Source organism: Companilactobacillus sp. FL22-3, from assembly GCF_054881455.1.
The window spans coordinates 54,272-72,070 of record NZ_JBTYYZ010000003.1; the positions used below are offsets into that span (position 1 = coordinate 54,272).

General features: G+C 37.8%; 17 protein-coding genes and 1 pseudogene. 6 read left to right on the forward strand and 12 right to left on the reverse strand.

Annotated elements, in window-relative coordinates; translation table 11 throughout:
• Positions 1-235: 235 nt before the first annotated feature.
• The 3 genes from ACYT32_RS03605 to ACYT32_RS03615 all read right to left on the reverse strand — a co-directional run bounded on the left by ACYT32_RS03605 (position 236) and on the right by ACYT32_RS03615 (position 2,272).
• The gene (locus ACYT32_RS03605) at positions 236-1,054 is read right to left on the reverse strand and encodes an SPFH domain-containing protein (protein ID WP_395264682.1); all 819 of its coding nucleotides are present in this window, start codon (positions 1,052-1,054) and stop codon (positions 236-238) included.
• A gap of 10 nt (positions 1,055-1,064) precedes the next feature.
• Positions 1,065-1,397 carry a toxin-antitoxin system HicB family antitoxin gene (locus tag ACYT32_RS03610; protein WP_395264681.1) on the reverse strand — a complete coding sequence of 111 codons (333 nt, stop codon included), beginning with the start codon at positions 1,395-1,397 and terminating at the stop codon, positions 1,065-1,067.
• A 62-nt stretch (positions 1,398-1,459) separates the two neighbouring features.
• A complete protein-coding gene (locus ACYT32_RS03615) occupies positions 1,460-2,272 on the reverse strand; it encodes a glycosyltransferase family 8 protein (RefSeq protein WP_395264680.1) in 813 nt (270 codons plus the stop codon).
• Positions 2,273-2,364: 92 nt separating this feature from the next.
• Between ACYT32_RS03615 and ACYT32_RS03620 the strand changes: the two genes are divergently transcribed.
• Entirely contained in the window at positions 2,365-2,775 is a 411-nt protein-coding gene (locus ACYT32_RS03620; protein WP_395264679.1) for a peptide deformylase, read from the forward strand.
• A gap of 107 nt (positions 2,776-2,882) precedes the next feature.
• Here ACYT32_RS03620 and ACYT32_RS03625 read toward each other — a convergent pair whose 3' ends face one another.
• Positions 2,883-4,538, reverse strand: coding sequence for an Nramp family divalent metal transporter (locus ACYT32_RS03625; RefSeq protein WP_395264678.1), 1,656 nt, complete (start codon positions 4,536-4,538; stop codon positions 2,883-2,885).
• Between the two features lie 37 nt (positions 4,539-4,575).
• Positions 4,576-5,016, reverse strand: coding sequence for a universal stress protein (locus ACYT32_RS03630; protein WP_395264677.1), 441 nt, complete (start codon positions 5,014-5,016; stop codon positions 4,576-4,578).
• Positions 5,017-5,436: 420 nt separating this feature from the next.
• Here ACYT32_RS03630 and ACYT32_RS03635 point away from each other — a divergent pair, with 420 nt between their 5' ends.
• Both ACYT32_RS03635 and ACYT32_RS03640 read left to right on the forward strand, forming a co-directional pair.
• The gene (locus ACYT32_RS03635) at positions 5,437-5,598 is read left to right on the forward strand and encodes a hypothetical protein (RefSeq protein WP_395264676.1); all 162 of its coding nucleotides are present in this window, start codon (positions 5,437-5,439) and stop codon (positions 5,596-5,598) included.
• A 38-nt stretch (positions 5,599-5,636) separates the two neighbouring features.
• Positions 5,637-6,317 carry a metal-dependent transcriptional regulator gene (locus ACYT32_RS03640; protein ID WP_395264675.1) on the forward strand — a complete coding sequence of 227 codons (681 nt, stop codon included), beginning with the start codon at positions 5,637-5,639 and terminating at the stop codon, positions 6,315-6,317.
• 104 nt (positions 6,318-6,421) lie between these two features.
• Here the strand turns inward: ACYT32_RS03640 and ACYT32_RS03645 are convergent, their stop codons facing one another.
• Positions 6,422-6,850, reverse strand: a complete 429-nt coding sequence (locus tag ACYT32_RS03645; protein ID WP_395264674.1) for a MarR family winged helix-turn-helix transcriptional regulator — start codon at positions 6,848-6,850, stop codon at positions 6,422-6,424.
• Between the two features lie 110 nt (positions 6,851-6,960).
• Between ACYT32_RS03645 and alsS the strand changes: the two genes are divergently transcribed.
• Both alsS and budA read left to right on the forward strand, forming a co-directional pair.
• A complete protein-coding gene (gene alsS, locus ACYT32_RS03650; protein ID WP_395264672.1) occupies positions 6,961-8,640 on the forward strand; it encodes an acetolactate synthase AlsS in 1,680 nt (559 codons plus the stop codon).
• A gap of 18 nt (positions 8,641-8,658) precedes the next feature.
• On the forward strand, positions 8,659-9,366 hold the full coding sequence (gene budA / locus ACYT32_RS03655; RefSeq protein ID WP_395264670.1) for an acetolactate decarboxylase: 708 nt from the start codon (positions 8,659-8,661) through the stop codon (positions 9,364-9,366).
• Between the two features lie 167 nt (positions 9,367-9,533).
• On the opposite strand, the gene ACYT32_RS03660 is transcribed toward budA, so the two are convergent.
• The 4 genes and pseudogenes from ACYT32_RS03660 to ACYT32_RS03675 all read right to left on the reverse strand — a co-directional run bounded on the left by ACYT32_RS03660 (position 9,534) and on the right by ACYT32_RS03675 (position 14,385).
• On the reverse strand, positions 9,534-10,226 hold the full coding sequence (locus ACYT32_RS03660) for a DNA-processing protein DprA (protein WP_395264669.1): 693 nt from the start codon (positions 10,224-10,226) through the stop codon (positions 9,534-9,536).
• Between the two features lie 127 nt (positions 10,227-10,353).
• A complete protein-coding gene (locus ACYT32_RS03665) occupies positions 10,354-11,262 on the reverse strand; it encodes a DMT family transporter (RefSeq protein WP_395264668.1) in 909 nt (302 codons plus the stop codon).
• Positions 11,263-11,563: 301 nt separating this feature from the next.
• Positions 11,564-12,277 (reverse strand): alpha/beta hydrolase, encoded by a 714-nt coding sequence (locus ACYT32_RS03670; protein ID WP_395264667.1) that lies wholly within the window; start codon positions 12,275-12,277, stop codon positions 11,564-11,566.
• A 132-nt stretch (positions 12,278-12,409) separates the two neighbouring features.
• A pseudogene (locus ACYT32_RS03675) lies at positions 12,410-14,385 on the reverse strand (glucose PTS transporter subunit IIA).
• A 463-nt stretch (positions 14,386-14,848) separates the two neighbouring features.
• Here ACYT32_RS03675 and ACYT32_RS03680 point away from each other — a divergent pair.
• Positions 14,849-15,541 (forward strand): M57 family metalloprotease, encoded by a 693-nt coding sequence (locus tag ACYT32_RS03680; RefSeq protein WP_395264665.1) that lies wholly within the window; start codon positions 14,849-14,851, stop codon positions 15,539-15,541.
• Positions 15,542-15,625: 84 nt separating this feature from the next.
• On the opposite strand, the gene ACYT32_RS03685 is transcribed toward ACYT32_RS03680, so the two are convergent.
• Both ACYT32_RS03685 and ACYT32_RS03690 read right to left on the reverse strand, forming a co-directional pair.
• Positions 15,626-16,192 (reverse strand): TetR/AcrR family transcriptional regulator, encoded by a 567-nt coding sequence (locus ACYT32_RS03685; protein WP_461793363.1) that lies wholly within the window; start codon positions 16,190-16,192, stop codon positions 15,626-15,628.
• Positions 16,193-16,263: 71 nt separating this feature from the next.
• Positions 16,264-17,745, reverse strand: coding sequence for an MFS transporter (locus ACYT32_RS03690; RefSeq protein ID WP_395264663.1), 1,482 nt, complete (start codon positions 17,743-17,745; stop codon positions 16,264-16,266).
• Positions 17,746-17,799: the final 54 nt, after the last annotated feature.

The following is a 17,799-nucleotide window of genomic DNA, read 5'->3' on the forward strand; positions in this document are numbered from 1 at the left end:
TCTGTTACAAAAATGTAAAGTAAATGTAATCTTTTCTTCCACTGCAAAAGGGCATAACTTGGCTTCAAGTAATTACAACTGGAGTCAAATTATGCCCTTTGTTTTTTTAATCCATTCTATACAATTCTGCTAACGTTCAATAGCTCTTGTTAAGATCAAAATAATGTCAATTGTTTAATAACTTCATCACTGATGTAAACCTGTCAGTCTCTGTTTCACCAAGCCATTTTCTGGTTTATTTATTAACCATCTGATTCATAACCTTAGCCGTAACTGGGACATCAGCATATTTGCCAATTGAATCCTTATCCATCACTACGGTATTAGTATTTGAGCCCGCCAAATCTGCAAAAGCTTGGATCTGTTGAGCTGTTAAGTACTTGCTGTCAACACTGGCCAAAGTATCATTTAACTTTTGGATTTCATAGGCTCTGGCGTCGGCCTTTGCTTTGATAGCTTCTGCCTCAGCTTTAGCACTAGAAACAGTGGCCTCATTCTTGGCCTTGATTTCAATTTCAATACTTCTGGCATCACCATTAGCTTTGGCAATTGCGGCTGTCTTTTCACGATCGGCTCTAATCTGCTTCTCCATTGATTCTGTAATGGAAGCTGAGGGTTTCAATTCGTCAATATTAACTCGATCAACTTTGATACCATATGTATCGGTCAAGTCCCCAATAGCTAAAGATAAATCAGCGTTGATCTTCGAAGTTGACCCTAAGGCCTCATTCAATTCGATTTTACCAATGATATCACGCAAGTGGCCACGAACTAATTGAATCATGGACTCTACTGAATCACTATTTTCATACTCAAATTTCTTGGCGTCCGTTACATGATAATTCAAAGTGACGTTTGTCTGAACTTCTGCATTATCTTTAGTGATGACTGAATAGCCTTGTAGTGAGAGTGGAATCATCGCTAGACTAACGATCCGGATTTTTTGAAAAATTGGAATATAAAAATTCAATCCGGCACTAACTTCACGACTGTATCTCCCCAGAGTTTCAACTAATCCAACGTGATTCTGACGTACTGTTTTTAACCCAAACATATTAATCCGCCTACTTTTCTGTTTTTAATTCTTGAATTGTGAGAATGTTTCCATTCGCTTTAATAACTTGATAATTCTTACTCTTATCAACTAGATCATTTGCCAACAAATCATAACGATAGTAGATACCCTTAACCTCAAGCAAGTCGTTTGCCATATTGATCTTGTCCCCTCTAACGACAGATCCTACTATTTGGCGCTGCTCAAGGTTAGCTGTCGGCACCGCATCGCTTAGTTTTGTGACAATATAATTGTTGATACTACGATTTTCACGTGCCGCATCTTCAGAGATTCGGTCGTACAAATCTTTATCTAATCTTAGTGCCACCATCTTATTTGCCATGGCCTTATTATATCACTATTATATCAATGTGATATCAATATGATATAAAAAAGAGAACTTCTTTAACAAAGTTCTCTAGCTTTATGTGCATAGTGTTTGTACAATCCCGAGAATCGCTCTTTATAATCAGCTTTCCAAGGTTTATCACGACCGCAAAAATGCAAGATTGACGTATGATCGATCACCCAGTCGATATCATATTCTCCATTGCTTTTGGCATAGTAAAGTGGGTTCATTCTAGCATCATAGTTGTACACTTCGTCTGGTATTTGCTTGATGTGCTGACCGTAGAGTCCCTTTAAAATATCCTGATCTGGTAAAAATAAAGCGATATTTTTAGCTTTAATATAGTCGATAATATCTTTGGCTTTGACATTATTACGAATCGCCGTTAAATTCATCACCATTACCCCAGAATTGTAATAAGTGTCGGCATCGTAATTTCCCAAACGAATTTTATTTAAAGAATCGGTGATATCTAAAGCCACATGGCTGGCAGCTGCATACCAATTACCTTCAAAATCGATATTATAAAGCTTTTTGAGATCGTTGATCACCAGAATATCAACATCTAAATACAGTACCCGTTTCAAATTCTTAGGTAGATACTGGTAGGCCAATAAACGATAATAGATTGTTTTAGGATATCGGTCTGTCACCAGCGCATTATAAAACTGGTGGTCGTCGATAATTATTGGATGATATGTTATTTCCAAATTGGCACAGACTTGCTCGATTCGTTCAGTATCGGCTAATTTTTCGGCTTGAATGACATAGATTGAGATTTTTTTAGCCGAGGTATTTTGGCGAATGGAATATAAAGTTGTAATTAACTGATTCGTAACTCGATTGTCGATTGCAAATAGTAAGTTCACTTTTCCCCCTCCTAAAGTTTATCTACTTCAATCTTATCCTATTATCACGCAGACTGATATAATTGAGTTATTAAAAATTACGGGGTATTCAAATGATCAAACCAATCAATCACGATCAAACTTCTCTTTCTCAAAAATCACTTCCAGCTACTAAAGCTGACTTAGCCGTTGTAAAAGATTTACAAGATACTTGGGCAGCAAATTCTGCTAATTGTGTTGGTATGGCAGCCAACATGATCGGCATCCACAAGAACATTATCGTTTTTGCCATGGGGACTTTGGCCGTACCGATGATAAATCCTACCATTATAAGTAAGAGCAGTCCTTATCAAGCCTCAGAAGGTTGCCTATCGCTTTTGGGTCAGCGTACTACGACCCGTTATCAAAACATCACCGTCAAATATCAAGATGTTGCTTTTAATGAACAGATGCAAGATTTCTCTGATTTCATTGCTCAAATTATTCAGCACGAGATCGACCATTGTAATGGCATTCTTATTTAAGCTTGGCTAGTAAAAGTCAGTTTCTTCCTATAATTAGGTGCCAAAAGGGCCTTGATTCTATCAAAGAACCAAGGCCTTTTTGTGTAAAAACAAATTTTATTTTCGAATTAACTTTGTTCTGCATCTCTTTCAGCAGTAGCTTCTTGATCGAATTCTGCTTCAGAGCCAGCTTTCGCTGACATCACAGCCAAATGTTCGTATGTTGAAGAAACATTTTCTTTGGCTAAAGTCTGCTTGAGTCTTTCATTACCTTTACGCATATCAAGGATTGTCCAGATCAGTAATCCTAATACAGCAGCAATCAAGACGTAAGCAATGATATTAGCTTGAGCTGTTTGAGCTGCAGTAGGGTTATCTCCATAGAAACCTTGAATCTGGCCAGGAAGACCATAAAGGTTCAAACCAGTCAAAGCAATAACTGAGATCCAACCAAAAGCTTTAATAATAGTAGAGTTCTTGAATCTGTCACCCATTTCTGTGGCACTATCTGTCATCAACAATAGTGGCAACATTGAGAATGGTAAGGCGAAGGCCAAGAATACTTGTGAGTTGTTCATCAAATCATTCAAAGCCACATGCTCGTCAATCATGCTCTTACCACTTGTCAACATAACACAGATAAGAACGGGAATAACTGATAATAAACGAGTTACTAAACGACGTAACCAAAGAGGCATTCTCATGTGAACGAAACCTTCCATGATAACTTGTCCAGTCAAAGTACCGGTAATTGTTGAATTTTGACCTGAGGCCAATAGAGCAACAGCAAACAAGGTTGAAAGGATACCTGACTTAGCAACGGCAATCAAAACACCATTACTCAAAGTTGAAGTATCTGAAAGTGCTTGGTACAAACCGAAGAATGATGGATCTTTAACCGCACCACTCTTAAAGACAGCGACACCCATAACCAATAGTAAAGCGTTAACGAAGAATGCGGCTGTAAGTTGGATATTTGAATCCCAAGCTGAGAAACGAACATTTTGAGCAACTGATTTTTCATCAGAATGGTCAACTTTTCTAGTTTGAGAAATTGCTGAGTGAAGGTACAAGTTATGAGGCATAACAGTTGCTCCGATGATACCTAAAGCACCAGTCAATGGTGTTTGACCACCAATTGCTGGATGTTCTGAGAAAGTCTTACCTGTTGGAATCAAGCCTGCAAATGCTGCATTCCAATCAGGGTTTGATAGAGCTACTTGATAAATGAATACGAATAAAATAACAAGGATCAAACATACAACGATAGCTTCAATTTTTCTGAAACCGATCTTAGTCAATAATAGCAATACTAAAACATCACCAACAGTGATAAAAACAGCGATTACTAGTGGAATATGGAAGAGCAAGTATAGCGCAATCGCACCACCGATAACTTCGGCAATATCAGTTGCCATGATGGCAAACTCAGTTAAAATCCATAAAACGATACCTAATGATTTGCTAGTTCTAGCACGAATAGCTTGTGCCAAGTCCATTTTACTCACGATGCCTAGTTTAGCTGCCATATATTGTAGCAACATGGCAATTAAACTAGACATAAGAATAACTGACATTAGTAAATATTGGAAATTTTGACCACCAGTGATCGATGTTGACCAGTTACCTGGATCCATGTATCCAACAGCCACCAATGCCCCTGGACCTGAATATGCTAGAAGTGTTTTGAAAAAGCCTTTGTCTTTTGGTACGTCTACTGTTCCATTGATCTCTTGTAGAGAAGGACCATTAGCGTACTCGATTAATTTATGCTTTTCAGCCATTATATTAATCTCCCTTTAAATAATTTCTTAATAAATATTAGCGAATGATCATTACCGAAATTGGTGAATACTTCGCCATATAGGCTGCTTGTGATCCGAAATACTTTCTAATTCCCTTTTTAGAAAGTGATCCAACAACCAAAAGGTCTGCTCCAGAAGCTGGGATAATATCTTTTACGATCGTCTCACCAGGGTCTCCTTCACCAACCATAAGTTCAACTTTCTTAACGCCGGCGTCTAATGCAACTTGACGATATTCTTTCAAATGGTTCTCTAATTCGCTCCGTTCACCATGAACATAGTCCTTCGTTAATGCTTGATAGACGTTCATTTCATTATCTTCAAGAATAGAAGTAATGATTAAAGTGGAATTATCTTTGATGCAACGATGCATGGCATATCTAAATGCTAATTGAGCATCATCAGAATCATCGACACCAACGAGAATTCGTTCGAAAGTGTTATTTTGCTTCGACATTGTTCCGTCCTCCAATCTGTTTTCTGTAAAACGAGCTTGCTTTCATCTCGCTTTTCAAAATTCATTTTACTCCAAATTAACGTGATGTAAACTACTTTTTAAGTCTACCTAACAAAAGAATTCAAATTGATACCAATTGTCAAAAAATCACCGAAACCGTTTACTTGCCCGTCGTTAAGGCTCTAATTAAAGAATCATGAGATATAAAACATAAGTTTTACCCCACACTTAACTATTTTATTCAAAATATCTGTGCTATATTAAAAACGTTAAAACCTTTGCCTAGCTTCAATGCTGTATTTTTTTATTTATATTTATTCATACATTATGAATATATAGGCATATTAGGTGAATTTTTAATCGGTATTATTAGTCCAGGCTAAATTTTAATCAAAAAAAGATCTAAAGTGAGGGTTAATTATGGACAACAAAAAACAAATGGAAAATTTAGACAACATTCAGCATCAATCTATTCAAGCAAATAACTGGATCACTTCGGAAGTCTTGATCGGTATGTATTCACGAATTTTTACTAACGTCTTGCTGACCAATGACCGAATCTTTCTACGATATCCGAAATAGTCCAACAGCAACTATATTAAAAGAAGTGGTGAATAATCTTGAACGACCTGAATTTTTTAAGACTTATCTTTGAACTAGGTGGCAGTTTTCAAAACGTTAATAACATCGATTTAGCCATCAAGGCCAATGTCAGCAAAGCTTCTATCTCTGACCGGACTCAACATTTAGCCAAGTTAGGGCTGGTTAAATATACAAAATATTACGGAACCAAACTAACCAAAAAGGGCTTAAATGCAGTAATTCCATTAGTTCAGCAGCATCGTTTGCTAGAAACTTGGCTCTATAAAAAGTTAGACATCCCTTTGAGTGACGTTTATGAGAAAGCAACTAAATTATCTGACCACCCTGACTTGCTTTTGATCGACCGCTTGAACGTCTACATGGCTTACCCTAAGACTTGTCCGCATGGCAATGTCATCCCCATCAATTATCCGATTCCTGAATATACTAAATTGTCACTATTAGCTAACCAAGATGTTTCAGGTCTCACTTTCAAAATCGTTAATTTCACTGAAGACGATTATCTTTTCAAAATACTCAACAATATCGACTTGCAATTAAACGACTTGATCAAAATCATTAATATCAATGACTATGATCACTCAATGGTCGTTTTAAACTTGCGAAATGATTTAAAACAGATTCTGCCTAGAAATATCACAAAGATGATTCGCATCGAACAATTACCGATTTCTGAAATGGAAAAGACGGTCCAATAATAATTACGAACTTTTAAATTTTTATTCCAAACTAAATATCCCGTGATTCTATACATTTAGAATCACGGGATATTCTGCTTTAAAAGCTAATTATAATTTTCTAGTTACTCATCCATCGGATCAACAATTGTACCAACAACGGCCTCAATCGAAGAAACTAAGGGGCTATCAGGACTGATACCGGACTTGGCAAAACGCTCTTCCCACCACTGACTGCGGATAGCTTGAACTTTATCGATCACTTTTTGACCTTCCGTGGTCAGATTCAAGATCTTAGTCTTACCTGCCCCATCAGATTTGGTTAGATAGTTTAGCTTTTCCATTTTATTGATCTCACGTGTCGCCAAGCCTTTATCGATCACCAATGAGCGGGCTACTTGGTTTTGACTAATATTTTCATAATCGCCGATTGATAATAAAATACAAGCTGCCGTCGGATTCAGGTTGATTTCGTTGAATTTCTCCCTAGTATCCTTGTAATATTGTCTATGTAAAATAGAAATATCTTGTGCTAAATAACCAATGTTTTTCATTTATTTTCACTCCGATGAAAAGTTTTCTGTGTTGACAAATCAACACGAATGTTTTATTTTAACTTTATTAATAATTATAGAACACACACTAAAAAAAGAGGTTAGAAATAATGACAGAACAATCTAATGGTGCCCAAGCCTTAATTGAAACCATGATCAATCAAGGTGTCAAGTATGTTTTTGGCTTGCCTGGAGCCAAAATCGATCAACTCTTCGAATCTTTAGAACACGGTGATGACCCTAAAACTCCTAAACTGATCATCACTCGTCACGAACAAAACGCATCCTTCATCGCTGCCGGAATCGGTCGTTTGACTGGTAAACCTGGTATCGTCGCTACTACTTCTGGACCTGGCGTCTCTAATTTAGCCACTGGTCTGATCACTGCTACATCAGAAGGAGATCCCGTTGTCGCACTTGGTGGACAAGTTCCACGTAACGATATTGCTAGATTAACGCACCAAAGTATCTCAAGTAAAGAGCTTTTATCCGCTGCTACCAAGGATAGTGTGGAAGTTCAGGATGCCAATAATTTGTCTGAGTCCTTTGCAAACGTTTACCAAACAGCCATGGCACCGAAAGCTGGAGCAACTTTTCTTTCCATCCCTCAAGATGTCTTGAATGATTCAGTCAGTCGAAAAAACATCAACACCCTGTCGCCAATTACTCAAGGTGGTGCTGATCAAGAAACTGTCAATCAAATCGTCGAAAAAATTAAGCAGGCTAAATTACCAATTATTTTGGCTGGTATGCGTTCTTCGACCAATGAAGTTACTCATAAAATTCATAAATTCTTGCACAAGTTCTCCATTCCTGTCGTAGAAACTTTCCAAGGTGCCGGGGTTATTTCCCGTGACTTAGAGAAAAATTACTACGGACGAGTTGGTCTATTCAGAAATCAAATTGGTGATACGATCCTCAAAGAAAGTGACCTCATCATTGCTGTAGGATATGATCCAATCGAATATGAAGCTAGAAATTGGAACGTTGGCCGTTCTGGCGAAATCATTAATCTCGATAGTATCGCACCTGAAATCACTAACGATTATCAACCTGACCTCATCATCCAAGCAGATATTGCCAAGACACTCGATGAAATCAGCGAAGCCTTGCCAAGTGATATTGATTTAGGTGCAGATATGCATCAACATCTCGCTGAACAACAAGAAAAATTCACGAAAAAAGATGCCATTCCAGCAAATCATTCTGATAAAAATGGAATCCATCCCTTAGCGATTATTCACGCCCTCCAAAACCAAGTTAATGATGATACTACTGTCACCGTCGATGTTGGTTCACTCTATATTTGGATGGCTCGTCACTTTAGAAGCTATAAGCCAAGACATTTGCTCTTCAGTAATGGTATGCAAACCTTGGGTGTAGCACTTCCTTGGGCAATTGCCGCTGCTTTGGAACGCCCTGAACAACCAGTTGTCTCCGTTGCTGGTGACGGTGGCTTCCTCTTCTCTGGTCAAGAACTAGAAACCGCTGTTCGTCTGCACCTCAATATCGTGCAATTGATCTGGGACGATGGTTATTACGACATGGTTCGTTTCCAAGAAATTGCTAAATACGGCCACGATGCCGGTGTTCAATTAGGATCAGTTGACTTCGTTAAATATGCCGAAAGCTTTGGGGCCACTGGTATGCGTGTCAAACGAACAGAAGATCTCGAGCCAATGCTAGCAAAAGCTTTTGCGACTGAGGGACCAGTTATTTTGCACATTCCAGTTGATTACTCTGACAATATTCAACTAGCATCTAAATTAGTTGATGACGTATTGAATTAATCGAAAGGAATTATAAATATGACAAATACCAAAACACTTTATCAACACGGAACATTAGCCCTACTCGTTCCTGGATTGCTAGACGGCACCATCACCATGAAAGAACTCCTTGAACACGGCGATACGGGAATTGGAACTGGTGAAGGTTTAGATGGTGAATTGATCATCGTAGATGGCGTACCTTATCAAGTCGACAGTGCAGGCCAGGTCAATGTAGTCAAGGACGACTTTACAATGCCTTTTGCTAACAGTCACTTTGCCGAATACCGCCATTTGTTTGACGCCAAAGCAATGTCCCCAGTTGAGTTGGACAAAAAAATTCTCTCATTAACAAGCAGTAACACCTTCTTCTCAGTTAAAGTCCACGGAACTTTTACTAATATTAAAACTCGTGCCGTCAAAAAATCAACTAAGCCTTACGCTACTTTAGCTAAGAATGCCGAAAATCAAAGTATTTTCTTACGTGAATCAGTTCAAGGAACGCTTCTTAGCTATTATTCACCTGAAATCTTTGATGGTGCGGTCGTTGGTGGCTTCCATCATCACTTCATGTCTGATCAACACGACTTTGGAGGACATGTCTTAGAATTTGGTGGAGCTAGTGGACCAGTTGAAATTCAAGTATTCGGTACTTTGGAACAACATCTACCGGTTCAAAACCAAGAATATATGGAACACGATTTCAGCAATGATGATATTCTAGAAGCAATTCATCAAGCCGAATAATAAGTCCACTTGAAAAGCAATCTCTGCGGAGATTGTTTTTTTTATGTTTGTATTTTTTTCAGAAAATTACTCAGCATCTTACGATTTGAAATAACTTCAATCACTGGATCATTTCTAAAGTTATCCACCTGCGCTTGTTGAAATCTCAAGACACCTAAAGGTTTTCCTTATTTACGGGCAAAATCGATTGTAATTTGGGTTCCACCAGTGGCCCCGGTCTCTACAACGATCACACCATCACTTAAACCACTCTCCCATTCATCCCGAGCTGCTAAATAAGCTGGCTTTAGCTTGGTTCCCAGTGGGTAAGTCGAAAAAAGCGTTCCGCCTTGTTCCAAAATTCTTGCAGCTAACGTCGCATTTTGAGCTGGATAAGTTGATTGATCTAACCCGTGTGCTAATACGGCTATCGTCTCTTTAGCAAAGCGGTGTGCATAAGTATCACACCCCTTGGCCAAGCCACTGATTACGACATAGCCTAGTTGGGAAATCTGCTTAGTAATTTGTATTTCAGTGTCGATAGCTGCAGTGCTGGGGGTTCTGGTCCCGACGATAGCGACTCGTTTAGGGGCATTCAATAATTTGATATTGCCTTTAGCATAAACAAGCACCGGAAAATGTTTCAGTTTCAATAGTTGCTGTGGATAAGCCGTGTCTAAATAATTTAAAATCTTAATATTTAACTTTTTTGCTTGTTTTAACTCCTCTGTGACATCCAGATAGGCTTTTTCCCACGTTTGGGCTGAAAGTTTTCCACTTGTTACAGCTTTGTTGATGGTTGGTAAAGGAATTTTGCCGATAGTTTCCCACTTATCCACTGCTCTTGTAAAATCACTCAGCAAGGTCATAATTTTTTGCACACTTTGTCCACCGATGACTTTTATCTTTAAAAGCATCATTATTAACATTGTCTTCTCTGTCATCATGAAAAAAATTACGAAAAAAAAAGGCGAATCCAGATTGGATTCACCAAATAATATTCAATTTTTAAATGCCATCGCTAGCAATAGCCGCCTCGGCGGTATCTTCGAACTTAACTGAGATCCAGACGCTGGCCAAGATCATTGCTGATCCAATGACAAAGCCAATACTGATTTGTTCGCCCAATAATAACCAACCTAAAAATGAACCAACGATTGGTTGAATCAAATAGAACAAACCTGAAGAACTGGCGCTAATAACTTTGAGCCCTTTATTCCACATTACGTAAGCTATTGCGGTTGATACCGCACCAATATATAGCAAACTTAAAAAGACTTTTGACTCTAAGAAATTAATACTTGTGAGCGACGACATGTCACTCAAAATAAATGGTGTCAAGCAGACTACAGCTACTACAGTTGACATAATAGTAATTTGTAAAGAACTATAAGTCTTTACTTTCTTAACTAGGACTGACATCAAGGCCCAAGTAATCGCCGTCAATAACAGCAACAAAACTCCTAAAACAACATTGCTGCCGGTCATCTTCAAACCGACGATCATCACTACACCTAAGATAGCAATCAAAACAGAAAAGATTTTGACTTTATCGAGTGACTCTTTCAAAATCAACCACCCGAAAATAATCATAAATGCTGGAATAGTCGAGGTAATGACTGAACCAGTTTGAGCATTGGATAAACCAGTCCCAGCTTCTTGTGCTACTAGAGAAATAGTATTACCAATGATTCCGATCCAAAAAATCAGCTTTAGATCAGGCCAATTGATATGCCATTTTTCTCCTTTCAAAACCGAATAACCAATCAAAAATACTAATGAGATCAAGTACTCCAGCCAAACTAATTGAACTGGACGTACCTCATCAACAACAACTTTTACAACTACGAACATCGCTCCCCAAATAACGGCCGCAATGCTTAATTCAATGGATCCGAAAACCCTTTTAGACTTCATGAGTAATATTTCCTTTCGCTTTGATTTCAATTGAACTCATTGCTACTATCCTTGTGAATAGCCGAAATATTACTGCTGTCAATTAACGATAAATATTCACCTTCCTTATGGTTAACGAGTTCAGTATAACAATACTAGATAATAAAACAACGTCTCAGGAATATTAAACGTTTTCAGTTTAAATAATAGATGAATTATTCAGGTTTAATGATCTTCTCATCTTGTTTAGCTAAAAATACCCTTCGATTCTAAACCTAGAATCAAAGGGTATCTTCTAACATTTACAAGTTAATTATCTTTACTATCCGAGCAATTTCATCATTTTGAGCCAATTTAAGGCTAATTCGATCCATTTTGCAGTCCAAGTATTGAGATACTTAGCTTTTCCAGGCTTTTGTGTAACATAGGTTCCCAAAACTAGGCCATGAATACCGGAACCAAACATATGATATTCAGCTGGTAAGCCCATTTGAACCATCTTTTCCACATAGCTCAAGGAATTCATCACACTCACTAGTTCATCAGTTCTCGTTTTCCAAACAAAAGCTGGTTTTGAATTTTGATTGACTAAATTTTGCGCTTTCCACAATGTTTGATCAGGGGTAATTTGGCGTAAAACTTTATCGTCATCAGGAAAGCTATCTTTGACCGTCATATCGATAACTGGATAACCTAAAATGATTGCCGCATGTTGGCCGTTATAGCGGTCGATTTGATATTTTGACTGCAATATTTTATCCGTTGCAATACCGTTATAACAAGCCACTAAATGTCCTCCGGCAGAGAAACCAGCTAAGATTATTCTTTGCTTGTCAATATGACATAATGCTGGTTGTTGATTGATCCAGTCGATCGTTTTAGCCAATTCTTGAATAGCTGTTGGATAAACTGGCTTATCGCTAATCAATTGATAATCTAAGACGACCGCATGCATTCCATATGAATTAAATCTTAGAGCAACTGGCTTTTCTTCTCGCTCTGAATGAAAAGTAAAACCGCCACCCGGACAGATCACTACTACTGGCTAATCAACCGTGATATCGAAGTCAGCCACTTGATCGAGCCAATACCCTTTCACTTTGAACTCGTGATCAGAAATACTAAGCTCATACTCTTCTGCTTTCATCTTTTCGGTATCTCATTTAAATTACGCAACTTGAACATTATCGACGTTCATTGGATCAGCTTTTTTCATTAACATCTTATCAGTATAACCAAATAGATAGACCAAAACTACTGCGATCAGTAAAGTTGCGTAATGCGAGATCAAATATCCATAGAAATTGCCGCCGATTCCGACGCCAGGAGTGATAAATGCTGGGAATCCAATCAAGGCTCCTGACATTGCATAATTATCGACCCGCAAGAATCCAGTCAAAGAACCACCGATGGCACTGGCGATACTAGCCACAATTAAGACTCGTTTGTACTTCAAATTAACACCATAAAGCGCTGGTTCGGTAACTCCACAAAAGGCTCAAACTGCAGCAGCCAGGGATATTTCTTTCAATTTCTTATCTTTTGTCTTCAAGAACACTGCTAGAACAGCTCCACCTTGCGCTACCATCGTGATCGAAAGAATCGAGTTGATATAACTGTGTCCGTTCGTAGCGATATCATTGATAACGATCGGAATAAGTCCCCAGTGAAGTCCGAAGATAACCATTGTTTGGTAGACGCCGCCAAGTACAAATCCAGATAATGTTGGACTGAAGTTATAAATTGAAAATAAGCCATTAGATAGTCCTTTACTCAAGAGCGTAATGATAGGTCCGATACCGATCAAGACGACTAAACTTAAAACCAAAGCTTCTAATATTGGTACAAAGACACTCTATAAATAAGTTGGAATAATTTTTTTCAAAAACTTATCCACGTATTTACCTAACCAAGCTGCAACGATTATTGGGAAAACGGATGAAGTATAAGAAACTAGAGTTGTGGAATTCCTAAGAAACTCGTACTAGCCGTGCTAGCTTTGCCAGCTAATAACACAATCTGTGGATAAATAAGAACCCCACCCACAATCGCTAAGACAATTGGATCTGAGCCCAACTTTCTCGCAGCAGTAAAGCCTAAGACGATTGGAAGAAAATAAAAGGTTGCATCTCCTACTGCATTTAAAATTACATACGTACCACTAGTAGTTGAAAGAATCTTAAAGCCCGTCAAAGCTGCTAAAATACCTTTCAAAATACCAGAACCTGCTAAAATTCCAATGATGGGAATCATTGAGGCCGTCAAGACACCAATAAAATTGCTGGCTCCCTGCTTAACTTTGCCCCAAACACTCTGCTGCTCGGCTTTAGTCGTCTCATCAACTGCTTGAGCAGTTGCTTCAGCATTAGTGTATTTTTCACCAATTTGAGCGATCACAGCGTCGTAAACATCAGTCACTGCTTGACCAATGACTACTTGATATTGTCCCCCAGCCTTGGCAACTGAAATAACTCCATCAAGATTCTCAATCACTTTATCATTAGCTTTAGCGTCATCTTTTAAATAAAAACGTAATCTAGTAATACAGTGGATCAAACTATTGATGTTAGTAATCCCGCCGACGTTTTTAATTATTTCGGTCGCTAATTGGTCATATTTACCACCCGTTGTCTTGACTGGTTGAGTCGATTCTGACGTTGAATTAATTGACGCCACCGCCACAGTGTCTCCAGCCAATACTTCATTATCAAAGCCCGTGGTCATTAGTTTTTGCAAAATATCTTTACTATTTGTGATAGCCAAGATGACAGTTGTCTGTTTACCAGCATCTTTAACCATTTGTAGATCCATCTTAACGATATGATCACCAGCTGATACTCTATCACCTTGTTTAATATTAACTGTGAAAGGTTCACCCTTTAATTCAACTGTATCAATACCCAAATGAACTAAGATATCCGCCCCATCATCGGTATGAATTCCGAAGGCGTGCTTGGTTTCAGATACTAAAGTAACCTCACCATCGACTGGGGACACGATATTACCAGAACTAGGTTCAATAGCAAAGCCCTGGCCCATCAACCCTTGTGAGAAAACGGGATCATTAACTTTTGATAGCGTTAGAAGTGTTCCGCTGGTAGGTGCTACCAACGAAAGCAATGTTTGATTTTTCATAACGTTCATTCCCTTTTTAAATAATTATCTATCATGATTGATTACGCTTACATTATATGTTTAAACATCTAACCTGTCAATTATTTATTCGAATAAATATTTTAACTGTTAAGTTATAATCTTAAAAATCTAGTAATATCAACGGATTAAGAATCTGAATAAAAATCTATCTATAGCCTTATTTTAACATCCTCACTAATTCGAGAAAATATATTACTCCTGGTTAAACATCTTTAATAAATAATTTCATTTTCATTTATTATCAAAAAACAAATTTAAACTTTGAAAAATTGCTGAATTCTGAATGCCCTAACTCACTCTAGTTTCAAAAAGCACAATAATTTAATTCTGTAACATGGTTCTCCCCCGAGCGAATATATTCCATAATAAAAAAAATCCCATTGATATATTTCAGTGGACAATCGTGCTCTGACAAACTATGATTATGAAAATGAATTTTTAAGGAGAGAACATGAAAAAAAATTCATGGATTACTTGGCTGGTCATTTTCATCGCTGGTTTTGCGATTGTTCAAATTAATCCCCAAATTATTCCCACTGCAAAAAAAGAAATTGAACAAACGAGTGCCAGTTTTCAACCATATGTCTATTTGATCAAAGCTAATTTAGAGTCGAAACTTGGTGGTACCACTGAAACAACGACTGAAAACCAAGTTGGCAAAGTTGCCACGCCAACTGAGGAACCATTAAAAGATATGAAAACTTCGAATATCTATTATTATCACTTTAATAAAAATGTTCCCGAAAGTGTTCGTCAATCATTTTTACGAGCTATAACGGCCTACAACAACACCGGTATTGTTAAGTTAGTACCTGGAAATGCTGAATCTAACCAAAACAGTATCACGTTCTTCGTTTACCATAAGCAAATCAATAATATTGCGTCAGGAACGGTTGAGCTTGGTAGTGGTGGACCCTCATCTTTGCAATTAAATCACTATGCGATCAATAGCGCCAAAGCTGGCATCAATTTAACTTATCCACAATTAGCCATCAAAGATTCCGTCACGATGCATGAATTAGGTCATGCTTTAGGACTGGCACACAGTTCCTATAGCAATTCGGTCATGTATCCGGTCGACCGAGGAATAACCAAGCTTTCTTTTGGCGATATAAATGGTTTGAAAAATATTTACCAACAATAAAATACACATTAAATCAAATACCCTCTGATTCTGCAACTAGAACCAGAGGGTATTTGTAGCTTATTAATCGTTTTGTGAAACGATTCAATTATTTTGCTCATCCAAATGACTCAAAACTATTTTCATCGCTAAATCAAAACTATCGTGTTGTGACATCTTTTTATTATCAAGATAGCCATTATTGCTCTGCGTAATTTCGCCAATAATTAGATCCCGAATCAGCCTTGAGACTCCTAAACGTTCGAATTCACTTGCAATCAGCGAACTCAAAATTTTCCATAAAATATCACTTAATTGATCCAAACTAATTATTAAAGCCTGATCACCATTCTTCAAGTCTAGTGTCATAGTCAACTTCCACAATTGTCTGTTATCCAAAGAATAATGAACTACTGTATTAGCAAAAATTCTAATCGCTGCTAACCCTGATTCTTCTCGTAAGTCAGCTTCCAAACGAATGGCTAAATTTTGAAAAAACTTAATTGCTACGGCGATTTTTATCGCATTTATATCTGAAAAATAATTGTAAATTGCCTGCGGTCTGGTTTGAAGAATTTTGCCTAACTTAGTTGCCGTCACAGTTTGATCTTGAGCAAGCAAATCACTCGCCGCTATTATGATTTTTTCTTTGGATAAAGTTTTTGCTGTCAAGGTTACACCTTCAATTATCACTTAATCACACTGGATAATGGCACCTTCAATCACCATAGTCAAATGATTACTCACTCCACTTTCAGGATCGTCTTTTTTACCGCTTCTCTTCTAAATAGGTAAACCAAAATTAGAATTACAAAAATAATCAAGACTAAAGCTGTCAACATAATATTATGAATTCCTGAAAAGAGAATCCGTTTCATTTCAGGAACATAGGCTTGTGGCAAATCCTTCGCTACGGCAGCGTTACTTAACTTATTCATCATCGACATGGTGATATGGCCATGACTAGCCTTAACACCTTTGATCAAAGCTAAATTCAAGATAACTCCGTAAATTGAAGACATGAAAGTCTGACTCAAGATCCTGACTAAGTAGGCAAATGAAGTTGAAATGGGAACATCGCGTGTTTCCACATCAAATTGAACTGCAATCAATAAAGCATTAAAACAGACTCCAACTCCAAAGCCTTCAAAGACACCCATTATCAGCAAAAAAGTATAACTGGCTCTTTGACTGGCCCAAGACAAACCTGCAAAGGAAATCAAAAAGGCCAACGTTCCAATTGTAATTATGACGTAACGACTCATCTTTCTTTGCATGAATGGTTCTAATTCAGAACCAATGAAATTGGCAATAGCTCCTGGAATCTGTGTCATACCACCAATTAAAGCTGTCAATCCCATTATTCCTTGAGCCCACATGGGAATATAAATATTGAAGGCCACAAATGAACCCCACAGTAATGAAAACAAAATCAAATCAATAACTAATTTTTCATTCTTAAAAAGCCGATTAGGAACGATAGGATCAGCCGCTTTATTCTCTACTCGTGACATCCAATAGATCAGTAACGCTCCCATAACGATAAAACCAACCGTAATCGCAATCGACGAAACACCCAACAATTGAATCCCTATCAAGAAAGAAGTTAATCCCCAAACCATTAAGATAGCGCCACGATAATCGACTTGAGCCTGGTTGAGTTTCTCCTTGATATTGAAGAATAACTCTACAATCGTAATCGACAAGAGAGCCAAAGGTAAATTAATATAAAAGACCCAGTGCCAACTGAAAGTATCAACGATCCAGCCACCAATCAACGGACCTACGATGGAAGTTCCACTGAAGCCGGCTGAGGCTATTCCAATAACTTGCGAACGGCGTTTGATATTCTTGAAGATTTGCGAATAAATAATAAAAGGAATTGTATTCATCCCTCCAGCACCAATGCCCATGACGCTGCGAGCAGTAATAAACCAGATAATATTTGGTGCTAATCCTTGGAATAATGCTCCTATCATGAAAACAATCGTTGCGGTAATATAGGCCACTTTATTACCCTTTTTCTCACCAAACTTACTCCATAACGGTGTTGAAACGGCCATCCCTAAGAGAAATATTGCTACGATCCAACCCATATATTGAATACCATGCAAATCACTGATTATGGCTGGCAAAGCTGTATTGATAATTGTTGCATCGAGTCCTGCCATCATGTTGGACAAGACAAGTGCAAAAGTGATTAGTATTTTTCGATTACGACTCATAAATATACTTCTTTCCATTTTGTTAACAAAAAATAAGACTTGCAAACATGCAAT